The 12621-nt window shown below is 53.9% G+C and carries 9 protein-coding genes and 1 pseudogene; 6 read left to right on the top strand and 4 right to left on the bottom strand.

The features are described from left to right. Positions 1–537 precede the first annotated feature (537 nt). Positions 538–1421: pseudogene (locus PGX04_RS08150) on the bottom strand (IS1595 family transposase). Between the two features lie 124 nt (positions 1422–1545). On the opposite strand from PGX04_RS08150, the gene PGX04_RS08145 reads away from it, so the two are divergent. From PGX04_RS08145 to PGX04_RS08130, 4 genes are all read left to right on the top strand, one after another. After that, positions 1546–2343: an IclR family transcriptional regulator gene (locus PGX04_RS08145; protein ID WP_273738044.1), complete on the top strand. Its 798-nt coding sequence runs from the start codon at positions 1546–1548 to the stop codon at positions 2341–2343. A 553-nt stretch (positions 2344–2896) separates the two neighbouring features. Beyond that, entirely contained in the window at positions 2897–4165 is a 1269-nt protein-coding gene (locus tag PGX04_RS08140; protein WP_273738043.1) for a four-carbon acid sugar kinase family protein, read from the top strand. Then, positions 4158–5159, top strand: a complete 1002-nt coding sequence (gene pdxA, locus PGX04_RS08135) for a 4-hydroxythreonine-4-phosphate dehydrogenase PdxA (RefSeq protein WP_273738042.1) — start codon at positions 4158–4160, stop codon at positions 5157–5159. The genes PGX04_RS08140 and pdxA overlap by 8 nt, the downstream gene beginning before the upstream one ends. 334 nt (positions 5160–5493) lie before the next feature. Next, complete coding sequence (locus PGX04_RS08130; protein ID WP_273738041.1) at positions 5494–6504, top strand: 2-keto-3-deoxygluconate permease; 1011 nt, start codon at positions 5494–5496, stop codon at positions 6502–6504. Positions 6505–6621: 117 nt separating this feature from the next. Here the strand turns inward: PGX04_RS08130 and PGX04_RS08125 are convergent, their stop codons facing one another. Together PGX04_RS08125 and PGX04_RS08120 are read right to left on the bottom strand one after the other, a co-directional pair. Beyond that, entirely contained in the window at positions 6622–7752 is a 1131-nt protein-coding gene (locus tag PGX04_RS08125; RefSeq protein WP_273738040.1) for an IS630 family transposase, read from the bottom strand. A gap of 94 nt (positions 7753–7846) precedes the next feature. Then, positions 7847–9172 carry a glycerate kinase type-2 family protein gene (locus tag PGX04_RS08120; protein WP_273738092.1) on the bottom strand — a complete coding sequence of 442 codons (1326 nt, stop codon included), beginning with the start codon at positions 9170–9172 and terminating at the stop codon, positions 7847–7849. Positions 9173–9277: 105 nt separating this feature from the next. Here PGX04_RS08120 and PGX04_RS08110 point away from each other — a divergent pair, with 105 nt between their 5' ends. After that, a complete protein-coding gene (locus PGX04_RS08110; protein WP_377042352.1) occupies positions 9278–10609 on the top strand; it encodes a nickel pincer cofactor-dependent isomerase, group 22 in 1332 nt (443 codons plus the stop codon). A 2-nt stretch (positions 10610–10611) separates the two neighbouring features. Next, complete coding sequence (gene larB / locus PGX04_RS08105) at positions 10612–11358, top strand: nickel pincer cofactor biosynthesis protein LarB (RefSeq protein WP_273738037.1); 747 nt, start codon at positions 10612–10614, stop codon at positions 11356–11358. A gap of 1 nt (position 11359) precedes the next feature. Here larB and larE read toward each other — a convergent pair whose 3' ends face one another. Then, positions 11360–12271 carry an ATP-dependent sacrificial sulfur transferase LarE gene (gene larE / locus PGX04_RS08100; RefSeq protein WP_273738036.1) on the bottom strand — a complete coding sequence of 304 codons (912 nt, stop codon included), beginning with the start codon at positions 12269–12271 and terminating at the stop codon, positions 11360–11362. Between the last annotated feature and the right edge of the window lie 350 nt (positions 12272–12621).

Here is a 12621-nt window from a genome sequence, read left to right as displayed (position 1 = left end):
AGATGATAGGTTGTATAGCGGGTTTTGACATGCAATTCGTAGATCTGCTCAGCGAGTGTTACATGGAGTACTAACGAACGGCGAACACCCTAACAAACATCGTCGTCAACCTTCACGCTATCAACTGTTCGCTGCAAGAGAACGAGCAATTCTCCGTTTGATCGGCATAGAACGCTCGCCTCAGGCAATCTGGTACCGGATCTATTGGCCGATTCACAATATCTATTCAACAGTATTGTGAACCGTCTTTGCCGCCGGTCGCTTGGCGTTTCCGGAGAATCAGTACTTCACAAAGCCGTTAGTTGAGAAGTCCGCTTGCTGCACAGCGTCAACTTAACGCTGATATCTATGGCACGGTAGATATCCCACTCTCTAGGGAGAACCGTGACGCCGAGAATGAACGCCGGGTGAACAGGAGCACTGAATATGCGCTTAAAGCGAGCGATCAGCACGATGGTGATGAATTCCTCATTGCTAGTGTCCACGGCTATGATTCAGAAACCGTGCGACGCTCTTGTGAAGGACATTGTTGGTGAGTTAGAGGGCAGTTCGAATGATTTCTTTCAAGGCTTCTCGTCCCGATTTGCGTAGGATTCTCCGGCGAAGTTGGAAGAGTCTGAGATACGCTGTGAGTTTGTTCTTCGAGATTCCTCGATGCGGCGAGAGCCACCGTCGCGCCAGCGACGCGTGGCTCTCGCACGTATTCACGTGCACGTTTCCATCGACGTACTCTCCTTCGCTGTGAATAACGGCTTCTCGTTGGTACTTTTCGTCCTTCTCCAGCGGGTCGTAGGCACGAAATCCGTCGGTGTAGACCGTTAGCGACTCCTCTTCGTAGGTGTCGAGGAGGAGTCGCACGGTCGATTCGTCGGCGGATTTCGACGGACAACGTATCGCTGATCGCTACCGCGATCAACGAGGATGAACACTGGTGGCTTGTCTTCGTCGTAGCTTCCTCGTCCACGTGTCGAGAGACCACGCGAGCGCGACTCCTGGTCGCGCTCGCGGCCTTTCTTCCCGGCAGAGACGTAGAACTCATCGATCTCGACTGGGCCAACGAGATCAATGCGAGGCGCATCGAGCGTTCTAGCAAAGCGCTCAACGCGCCGGTGAAGTGACCGGTAGGAGACGTCGAGTTCAGCGTCTAACTGGCGGATACTCGTGTTGAACCGGAGCAACGAGTAGAATGCGAACAACAATTGGTCGAGGCCGATCTTCGCGTGCGCGAAGATCGTGCCGGTTTTGTCGTTGAACGTGCGTCCACAATTTTTACAGCGATACCGCTGATACGCTCGATAGCTGCCGTACTTGATCACTGACTCAGACCAGCAGCGCGGGCACTGGAGGTCCTCGCGCCAGCGAACCTGCTTCAGCAGGTTCGCGGCGCTCGCCTCCGAGCGAAACACTTCAACTGGGAACATAGTCGGGTGATGCTGACGCATCTCCCTTGCCCGCTACGCTTTCACAGCGCCAGCTCTCCCCGACCAACAATCTGCTTCCGAAGAGCGAACACATTTATGGTGATAACGGACTTGGATACGACTAATGAAAAAAGCGAATAACCCGGTCCGTGCGGTTGAGACAACAATCCAAGTCTTAGAGGGGCTTAAGGAACGGAATGGTGCGTCAATCACAGAATTAGCTGACCATCTTGATCTGACGAAAGGAACTGTCCATAACCATGTTAGTACACTTCAAGAAAACAGATTTATAGTAAAAAATGATAATCAGTATGAATTGAGCCTCCGGTTTCTCATCTTCGGGGAGTATGTCCGGAACAACAATATCCTCTATCAAATTGGCGAACCCGAGGTACAGGAGTTGGCAGAAGAGACCGGCGAAATCGTACATCTATCGACTGAACAACATGGTCTGAGCATGAAACTCTGCAAGATTCTTGGGGAAAACGCTGTCGGGGAACGCTTTCATTCCGTCAAACTACAGCGTCCGGATTACCTCCATTACACTGCAACAGGAAAGGCGATTCTTGCCTTCCTTCCCCAATCCCGTGTCGAACAGATTGTTGACGAGTACGGCCTTGCAGAGATGACCGACAACACGATACCTGACCGAGCTGCGCTGTTTGATGAGCTCAAGACGACGCGAGAACGCGGGTATTCACTCAATGATCAAGAGGAAGTTGAAGGGGTTCGTGCAGTCGGAGCACCGGTACGCGACCAGACAGGCCGTGTTCTTGGAGCAGTGAGTGTTTCTGGCCCGATCAGTCGAATGCAAGACGGTCGGTTTCGAGATGCCCTTCCTGAGAAGATAAAGAATACAACCAGCGTGATCGAGGCGAATATCAACATGACAGAGATCATTCCCACGTCGGGTGCAAGGTAATTCTCCTCTGGCAGGTTGTATTAGGATGCATATATAAGAGGAACTCAGTTCTAGAGGCAAAATCTTCCATTGGATATTTATCAAAAATTATAAATACTAGGCCCTGTCCCCTTCTGGGAACGTCACAACAGGTTGTCGGTGATCATCTCGTTTATTTTTGCTAAATGCCCGGGAGTTATAATCGGTATCTACAATCCAACGATTCAGCCGACACAGAAAATATCTCTCAATACTTCTATTAAATCTATCACAAAGGATCCTCACTCGATCTATTGAAACTGATGAGCCGGTCTCAGACGAGGAGTCCCTTACAAATGTACTGTTGTAAATCTAGATTGAGGGTCAGTAAGGCAACCCATTTCGTTTACCATTACTAAACTATTCTATTGATAACATTTCTCGGAAAGCTAATGCTCGATCGGTTCAGGAACCCTTCAAGAGGACGAATATAGACAGTACACACCTACAAATTTCTCCATGAGCAAACTCGATTTCCTGTTGTTGATGCGAATCATCCAATATTTTATCACGGTTGACTATAGAGTATTGGACCATGTATGCTGTCGAAGTAGTCGCTGATGATTTAACAGGAGCAATGGATACCTCACAGGGGTTTGCTGCTCGAGGATACGCGACGACTGTCGTTGCCGATCCGGAGGCGAAGATGGATGAAATTGAACAAGGCGCTGCAGTACTGGGGATCAACACCAATAGCCGGTACGATAGCGAGGCGGACGCAATTGATGCTGTCTCCACAGCAGTCGGGGCAATCTCATCACAAACCATCTACAAGAAGGTTGATTCGACTCTCCGCGGGAATTTCGCTGGTGAAGTCGATGCAGCACTATCTGTGTCGGGTGCTGAGCTAGCCCTGGTCGCACCCGCGTTCCCATCAGCTGGCCGGACGACAGAGGACGGTGTTCACTATGTGAAGGGAGCCCCTGTTGCCGAGACGGAGTACGGAGACGACAAGAAAGGGCCAACATCCTCGTCACTTGTCGACCTGTTCAAATCGATCGACCGACCAGTCGATAACATTCCTCTCTCGACTCTCAAGGGAGGACACGACGAGGTTGCTACCGCAGTTACAGACATAGTTGAACGGAGCAGTCAGGCACCGATCATCATCTGTGATGCTGTCGAAGATACACACCTAGCGACTGCTGCCGAAGCAACTACGGACGTCAATGCGCTCTATGTCGGCAGTGCTGGATTGGCAGAGCAGATCACTGTTTCCGGTGCCAACGCAGATACACATTCGTCCGTGCAACTCTTAGACGGTGCAGCATTAGGCATCGCCGGAAGTGTTAGTAAAATTACACTTGAGCAACTTGATCACGTATCGAACGATGTGTTCATTCAGATTGATGGATCCACACTGCTGAACGGGAATGACTTAGACAATATCGTGGAGCAAGCCGTGCAACGTCTGCGTGATAATCAGCCAGTCGTACTGACCGCAGCAACCGCTGCCGAAGATGTCGACCAGACGCTGGCTGTTGGCGAGGAACAAGGACTCACATCCTCGGAGATCCGTGAGCAGATCGCAACGGGCCTTGCAACGATTGCAGCTGCCGTTCTCCAGGATGAGACTCCGTCAGGCTTACTGCTGACGGGTGGTGACATTGCGGTCGCGGTGATCCGGGAACTCGAAGCGACGGCAGTAACGCTGACCGGTGAAGAGGTCGAAGCCGGGATTCCCATTGGTACGTTTGCTGACGGCGCTACCTCCGGAATGCCGCTGATCACGAAGGCTGGTGGGTTTGGATCAGAAGAAGCAATCGTTAATTGTCTGGACGTTTTGAGTCAAACCGATGCATAAGGAGAAACCACTGGTAGGGATCACAATGGGTGATCCTGGCGGGATCGGCCCGGAAGTGATCGTTAAGGCGTATCCGAAACTGCTCGAGAGCTGTCGACCGCTCGTCATCGGCGACACAGATGTGATCGCCGAGGCCATTGCAGTCTGTGATGTCTCGATCGATGTCGAAGCCATAGAGTCCGTGGCTGATGCGACGTTCGATGCCTCCACCATTCCGGTGGTAGACCTCAATCTGGTGGACGAACTCGTCTGTGGGGAGGTTCGTGAGGCGTACGGAGCAGCGAGCCTACAGTATATCGAACGCGCCATCGAACTTGCCAAAACGGGCGAGATCGATGCGATTACGACGGCACCGATCAACAAACAGGCGACGAAGCTCGCGGGGAGCGACTATGCCGGTCACACGGGGATGCTCGCCGACTACACCGACACAGAGAATTACTCGATGATGCTCGTTGAGGACGAGCTCCGTGTGACCCACGTGAGTACGCACGTCTCTCTCCGGGAAGCCTGTGATCTGGTGACGGCTGAAAAGGTACTCAAGACAATCCGTCTGACTGATGATGCACTGCGTGATCTCGGCCTCGACTCACCGTCAATCGCCGTCGCAGGCCTGAACCCTCACGCCAGCGATGGCGGACTCCTAGGCAACGAGGACCATGCCGAGATCGAACCCGCCGTTGAGCAGGCCCAAGAGGAAGGGATCGATGTGGAGGGACCCGAATCGCCTGACACGGTATACGTCCGGGCGGCGCGTGGAGAGTTCGACTGTGTCGTCTCTATGTATCACGACCAAGGACACATCCCAATTAAGATGCTCGGGTTCGCCGGGGGTGACGCTGTTTCCGGTGTGAATGTGACAATCGGACTCCCGATCATTCGGACCAGCGTTGACCATGGGACCGCATTCGATATTGCGGGAGAAGGAATCGCCTCCGAGCAGAGCCTCGTTGACGCCGTCGACGTCGCTGTCGATATGACGGCTGAGAACTGACACTTATTCCAGTACAGGGAATCTGGCAGTCAGTTGCTCTATTCTCTCAGTTCTGGTTTCCCCCTAGTTGCTACCTAGATAGGCGGGTCTTCTCACTTCCACGCAGCTACTGTAACTGAAGTGTATATTCGGATCGATATAGACGACTGAACATTCCTGGTATGGAGTGTAGTATTGTCATCGTATCACAACTATCCGTAACGTTTTTTTACCTATGTTCTATAACAATCATTGGAATGTTTGCCAAGCCAGCCTGCAGTAGAAGAGACCGTAGTACATCGACTGCAAAGTGGGAAAAACAGCTGACAGTGACTTTCAGTTCCGAGAGCGAACAATGAAGATCAAACAGACCATCGAGTCGATTCCTGGTGGGATGATGGTAATTCCGCTGGTTCTTGGGGCAGTGATAAACACTTTCTTTCCCCAGGCGTTGGAGGTCGGTGGATTCACAACGGCGCTATTCAAAGATGGAGCGTTGCCGCTGATTGCCGCCTTCCTAGTCTGCATGGGAGCTGGAATTACGGTTAATGAAGCACCCCAAGCTCTCAAGCAAGGGACAGCGATCACCGCGACGAAGTTCCTTGTCGGAATGGGGATCGGGCTGATTGTGGCCAACTTCCTCGGCAACAGCCTATTTGGACTCTCGTCGCTTGCAATTATTGGAGCAATGACGAACACGAACGGGGGCCTGTATGCCGCACTGGTTGGCGATATGGGCGACGAGACCGATGTCGGGGCGATCTCGATTATTTCCATTAACGACGGTCCGTTCCTGACCATGGTTGCGCTTGGGACAGCCGGGATCGCCTCGATTCCATTCCTAGATATCGTGTCGGTTGTTGTCCCGATTCTGATTGGGATGGTCCTCGGGAACCTTGATCCTGAGATGCGTGAGTTCCTCACGAGTGCTGGCCCGGTCTTGATTCCGTTCTTCGCGTTCCCGCTGGGCGCCGGGATCGACTTCTCGATGCTGGTCACTGCCGGTGCAGCGGGTATCCTACTGGGTGTTATGACCGTACTCATCGGCGGCATCTTCAACATTCTCGCTGATCGAGCTTCGGGTGGCTCCGGCGTAGCGGGTGCATCCGCATCGAGTACGGCCGGGAATGCGGTTGCGACGCCCGAAGCTGTCGCCGCTGCTGATCCCGCTATGCGGCAGGCAGCAACCATAGCGACACCACAGATTGCAGCGTCGACAATCGTGACTGCGCTCTTAGCGCCTGCACTGGCAAGTTTCGTATACAGGAAGGTGAACGGCGAAGAACCGGGAGACGAAGAACCCAGCCCTGTAGATGAGCCTGATACCGTTAGAGTAGACACAGCCTCGGCAGGCGGCGATGAGTAGTAGCATACTTCGGGAGAGCTGATACTTCTTTCTACAGAAACTGGAATGATAGTTAGTGGTTCACACTACTGTTCTAATGACTTGAGATCCGCTACTACCGTCCCAACCGTCGAGTGACTAGTTCTCAGCCTCCTCGATAGTCGGATAGAGCCGGTGCAGTTTCGGTCGAGCGTCTTTGTTTATGAATTGCCAGTTGATCATGATATCCAACTTATTGCGTTCAGCTTCCCACGCAGCGACCTCCGACTGGAGGGTCGCTGCGTCCGGAATTCGGTGGTTGAGACACTGGGTCTGGAGCGTGCTCCAGACAAGTTCGGCCATATTCAGCCAACTTCCGTGCGTGGGCGTGTAGTAGAACTCGAAACGATCGAGATACTCGCGTGCTTTCTCGGGCGGGAAGAACCGATAGAAGGCAGCCAGATTGTGCGTGCTGAGGTTGTCCAAGACTACCCGGATGCAGACCGCATCCGGGTAGTCGTCGGCAATCGCCTGCATACAGTCGATCCATTCACAAGTCCGCCGTCGTTCAGTCACATGGAGACGACACCGGCCAGTTAACGGCTCAGTCGCCAGGTGAAGCATTCGTTTCCCATTGCGTTCGTAGTGGTGATCTGTTCGAGCGACCGCTCCCGGTGATGCCGGGAGCGGATCGCGGACGTGCTTGTGAAGTTCCTTGCTGGACTCGTCGAAACAGATGACTAGATGGGTCTCGTCGTACGGCTCTTCGTAAAGAGAAAGGATCGTTTCCATCCGATAGACGAACTCTGCGTTCTCTTTGGGCGGAATAAGCCAGTACTCAGAGCGGTGTGGCTTCAGGTCGTTTTTTAACCGTTGTCGGATGGTTTCCTCGGAGATCGAGTCGAACTCGATCTTCTCAAGCGTGACAAGGCGGTCAGCGAGAAGTGCGTACGTCCAGCGGGATCGGCCTTCTGGTGGCTCTGAACAGGCGAGATCGACGAGATGTGCTTCAGCACACCCGTCAAGCTTCGGCGTGTAGTCTCTGTCGGGTTTGCGGCGATTCATCGCCGCAATCCCTCGCTCGGAGTACGCTTTGCGGGCCCGATGGGGTGTCCCGATCGAACACCCGACGTGCTCACAGATGGCCGCATCTGTGAGCCCGTCATCAGCCTTCAGGAGGATCTTTGCGCGGTTGATTGCTTCTGCCCGGTGTGTACCCTTCGTAACGAACTCTTCGAGTTCAGTACGTTCTTCTTCTGAGAGATCGACGTTGTACTTCTTCCGGCTCATTCCTGTAGATACGCGCTCGGAGGAGATAACCTAGCTGTCCATGGTTGGGACGGTACTACTGAGGCAGCGATCGAAAAGTAATTGGTGTCCGCTACTAGTCCTCGACGACGAATATCCGCAAATCGTTGACGTTCGTATTTGTCGCTCCTGTCAGAATCACACCATCGTGACGCTCGAGGAATCCACCGGCATCGTTGTTCGCGAGCGCCTCCTGTACTTCGGCGTGCGGTAAATCAGCGTCGACTCCAACGATACCACCAGCGACATCGGATTTTCCGTCGATTCCGTCTGTATCCACGCTTGCTACAGTGATTCCTGGCTCTGAGCGTTCAAGCGCGGCGCTCAGTATAAACTCCTGGTTCGGGCCACCAGTCCCGTCGCCAGTAATCGTCACCGTTGTTTCCCCACCAGAGAGTAGCACAGCCGGCGGTTCGACTGGCTCTCCAGTCGCTATACATTCCTCCGCAATTGCAGCCATTGTTTTGGCTGCCTCCTTGGCCTCGCCACGAATACGAGAGCTGAGGATCAACGTTTCGTACCCCTGCTCACTGGCGACGGCCGCTGCGCTGCGTAGTGCAGTGTTCCCATCCGCGACGATATGGGGATCAACATCCCTGAACGCGCGATTACCTGTATCTGGTGTCTCCTCAATCTCGCCGTTGGCACCGCGTCGAAGTCGGTCGACAACAGCAGTAGGGAAATCAACATCGTACCGGTCCATAACGTCCAGCGCATCCTCGAACGTCGACTGATCCGGCGTAATCGGCCCACTCGCAATTACATCAAGATCATTCCCCACAACATCGCTGAAGATTACTCCGACAACTGTCGCGGGCGCCAGCGTCGCGGCAAGTTGCCCGCCCTTGACGTCGGAGAGATGTTTGCGAACTGCATTGATCTCGTGGATAGTGGCACCTGAAGCCAGCAGTGCCTCCGTGGTCTTCTGAAGGTCCGCGAGAGAGATGTCAGCTGCGGGAGCGGGAAGAAGTGCGCTCCCACCACCCGTAATCACAGCGAGTACGAAATCGTCTTCAGTAGCTTCGTCGGCAACCGACAGTAACTCGCGAGTGCTTTCCACACCGCGTTCACTCGGAACGGGATGGTCGCTTGGGAGTACAGAGACTGATGCCGTCTCAATCGGATTATCCGTCACGACGACACCGCCGGCGAGCCGGTCCCCAAGCACATCCTCAAGGGCTCGTGCGACAGTGGCAGCCGCGTTGCCTCCACCAACGATCAGCACGCGCTCGTAATCCCCGAGATCGTATGGCGTACCGGCTACCGTTAGGTCATTACCATCGATCGAGATTCGCTCTGGAATGACGGTTTCTGGATTCGCCGCCTCAATACCGGCCGTGACACAGTCCAGCGCCACCTCTTGTGCATCGCTGCCACTGATATGTTGACGATTTCCTATCATGGCTGACAATGATCATCTCGTCTATAACCATAGTACCCTGGATAGCAACAATTACATCTGAAATCCATATCCTTTTACGAAAGAGTGATCTCTCATTCTCTTAGTATGGGTTCGCGTTCCGAATTAGCCGTCCCAGAGGAGACAGTACTCGAAGCGTGCGGTGAAACCGAGCTTCCGAAGCTGGGGGTCATCGAACAGGTGTGGGATACAGATCCCATCCCAGCCGATCAGATTCCTGAGCGTGCTGGTGATGCAGTAGAGAATCTTGTCCTCGAGGACATCCCCGAGGGCGGTGAAGTTGCTGTCGGTGTCGGGAGCCGGGGGATCGCGAACCTCCCGTTGCTCGTCCGTGGTGTGATCGAACGCCTCGAGGACTTCGGCTATGAACCATTTATTTTCCCCGCAATGGGAAGCCACGGTGGCGCAACCGCGGAGGGGCAACGAGAAATGCTCGAGTCGCTGGGCATAACCGAAGAGAAAGTCGGGTGTAAGATCCGCTCGAGCATGGAGGTTGTTCAGGTTGGCGAGACCCCCGACCGTGGTGTTCCGGTTGTTGCCGACGCGAATGCTGCAGGCGCTGATGCCATTCTGCCTGTCAATCGGATCAAGCCCCACACTGACTTTGACGGAACTGTTGAGAGTGGGCTCTCGAAAATGATGGTGATCGGAATGGGGAAACAACGCGGGGCCAAGATTGCTCATGAATGGGCTGTCAACTGGAGTTTCCGCAACATGATCCCCGAGATCACCTCGCAGCTGCTGGAGTCGCTGCCAATCGTCGGCGGCGTCGCCGTCGTCGAGGATCAACACGATGATACAGGCTATATTGAGGGAATCCGACCCGATGGCTTCCTCGACCGCGAGGCTGAACTACTCGAGACCGCTTATGAGATCATGCCTAAGATCCCATTTGACGAAGTCGATGTCCTCGTCCTCGACGAACAAGGCAAAGACATTAGCGGGCAGGGCATGGATACCAATGTCATCGGGCGACGCCCGTTCGCAATCAATGAGCCCGAACCCGATCTTCCTGATATTAAACGCATCTACGTCCGCGGACTGACCGAAACAACCCATGGCAACGCCATGGGAATGGGATCAGCAGACTTCGTCCACGAAGATATCGTAACTGAAGTGAACGCACCGGACACGCTGATCAATGCGATCACTGCCAGCACGATCCGTGGAGTTCGTCTCCCACCAGCAGTCGAGACTGACCGTGCGGGGCTAGTTGCTGCTCTGTCGACAATCGGTGTGATCGACACTGAGGATCTGCGAGTGATCCGTGCACGCGACACAATGCACCTAGGCCGATTCTATGGGTCCGAGGCACTTATCGAAGAGGCCCGGAAGAGAGACGACCTGCGCGTTGTTAGCCAACCGGAGCCAATCGAGTTCGACGACGGCCAGTTCGCAGCGCCGTCACCCCAAGAGTAGACATGGACCTCGAACCGATCCTCGAAGACGTCTCGGAGGGCGAGTTAAGTGTCGCGGAGGCGCGTGAGCGTATTGAAGGGTTCACACGCGTGGATGACTTCGCCCGTTTCGATACGCGTCGAGAGGACCGCAACGGCGTCCCAGAGGTTGTCCTCGCGGAAGGAAAACGCCCGGCAGAAGTGGCTTCGATTGCGGAGCAAGCACTAGAGAAGAAAGATAGAGTGATCGCAACTCGGATCGACAACGAGGCTAAGACAGCGCTCGAAGACGTCCAGTCGTCAGCAGCCGAAGTCGAATGGATTGACCAGGCCCAAATCATGGTCCTGCGAACCGCAGAGTATGAACCGCCAGAGACTGACGGGACAGTCGCTGTCCTTACAGGAGGAACATCAGACATCCCAGTCGCAGAAGAGGCAGCTGTCACCGCCCGTGAGATGGGCTGCGAGGTCAAGACCATCTACGATGTCGGCGTTGCTGGAATCCATCGAATGTTCGCAGAACGGCACCAATTCGATGACGCTGACTGTGTTATCGTTGCTGCCGGACGAGAAGGGGCGTTGCCGACAGTCGTCGCCGGAATGGTTGATGCCCCAGTTATCGGTCTCCCGGTCTCGATTGGCTATGGGGCGGGCGCAGATGGCAAAGCTGCTCTACTGGGGATGCTCCAGTCTTGTACCGTCCTCAGTGTCGTTAACATTGACGCCGGGTTTGTCGCTGGCGCCCAAGCAGCGCAGACCGCACGCGAGTAGGTTATTGTGACCTGTTCGCGGCGGTTGAATCATCGCCAACGAACACATCTTCGCCGACTGGATCATTGCTATTTTCGTTGGACGAGGTGTCAGTTCCGGCGTTGTTGGTCTCTGGACTCACACTACCGGTCTGATAGCCATGGAGGTCCAGCGTCACATGGTCGAACCCCAGATCAGCGATGTGCTTTCGGGCTGTCCGAACGAAGTCGAGATCGAGTGCCGCTTCCAGTTCGTCAGACGCCACTTCGATACGAGCGAGCCCGTCGTGGTCCCGCACACGAAACTGTTCGAACCCCCAGGTCCGGAGGATCTGTTCGGCCTTCTCAATACGAGTCAGCCGTTCCTCGGTGACCTCCAGCCCAGTGGGGATTCGCGAGGAGAGACATGCCATCGAGGGCTTGTCCGTGACTGAGAGATTAAACTTACGAGCAATCTCTCGGACCTCGTCTTTCGTAATATCATGCTCTAACAGAGGCGAGTACGCATTTAACTCCTCGACAGCCCGAAGCCCTGGACGGTGTCCCTCACCAGGATCAGAGGCGTTTGTTCCATCACAAACAATCTCAATCCCTTGATCTCGTGCCACATCATACATCGCCGAGAGACGCATCGTCCGACAATGGTAGCACCGCTCTTCGTCATTGCGACGGAAGGCATCACTATCGAGTTCTGAGAATTCGACTACTTTGTGACGGATTCCAATTTCGTCGGCAATCTGTTTCGTCGCTTCGAGTTCAGTTTCCGGAAGCGTCTCGCTTTTTGCTGTACAAGCAATCGCATCTTCTCCCAACGCCTTATTGGCGAGGGCCGCTACGACACTTGAGTCGACGCCTCCAGAGAACGCAATGAGGATACCGTCAAACCTCTCGAGATCAGCAGTAATACTAGTTATCGTTTCTTCGATTGATACCATATTGATATTGGTTATCAGTCTCAGGCAAAAACATGCCGAAATCACCCTTCTTCTGAGAGGATTCGCTGTGTGAGTACTACTCGTGATTATTCCATGGTTGGTTCTGTTTGCGAATTAGCCCAGTTACGTAATCGGTCCGAGTATGAACCTAGCCCAAGCCCGACTACAAACGAGAAGAGGCTTGGAAGAAGTGTCCACCAGAGATCTGGATGCTCAGCGCCGGTATGGAGTACGGTCTCGAACATACACATTTTATATTATTGGATTAGTACGAAAATACACCGATATCGGAATATATTGCTCAAACTTGCTTCATATTCGACCCAATCATGGGGCATCACATCGGTCCA

The sequence above is a fragment of the Natrinema soli genome, assembly GCF_028618695.1.
This window is presented reverse-complemented; position numbering and strand designations above follow the sequence as displayed.

Excerpts from the sequence above, each read along its gene's own strand:
- PGX04_RS08145 (WP_273738044.1), top strand. The coding sequence starts at position 1,546 with ATGAAAAAAGCGAATAACCCGGTCCGTGCGGTTGAGACAACAATCCAA.
- PGX04_RS08140 (WP_273738043.1), top strand. The coding sequence starts at position 2,897 with ATGTATGCTGTCGAAGTAGTCGCTGATGATTTAACAGGAGCAATGGAT.
- pdxA (WP_273738042.1), top strand. The coding sequence starts at position 4,158 with ATGCATAAGGAGAAACCACTGGTAGGGATCACAATGGGTGATCCTGGC.
- PGX04_RS08130 (WP_273738041.1), top strand. The coding sequence starts at position 5,494 with ATGAAGATCAAACAGACCATCGAGTCGATTCCTGGTGGGATGATGGTA.
- PGX04_RS08125 (WP_273738040.1), bottom strand. The coding sequence starts at position 7,752 with ATGAGCCGGAAGAAGTACAACGTCGATCTCTCAGAAGAAGAACGTACT.
- PGX04_RS08120 (WP_273738092.1), bottom strand. The coding sequence starts at position 9,172 with ATGATAGGAAATCGTCAACATATCAGTGGCAGCGATGCACAAGAGGTG.
- PGX04_RS08110 (WP_377042352.1), top strand. The coding sequence starts at position 9,278 with ATGGGTTCGCGTTCCGAATTAGCCGTCCCAGAGGAGACAGTACTCGAA.
- larB (WP_273738037.1), top strand. The coding sequence starts at position 10,612 with ATGGACCTCGAACCGATCCTCGAAGACGTCTCGGAGGGCGAGTTAAGT.
- larE (WP_273738036.1), bottom strand. The coding sequence starts at position 12,271 with ATGGTATCAATCGAAGAAACGATAACTAGTATTACTGCTGATCTCGAG.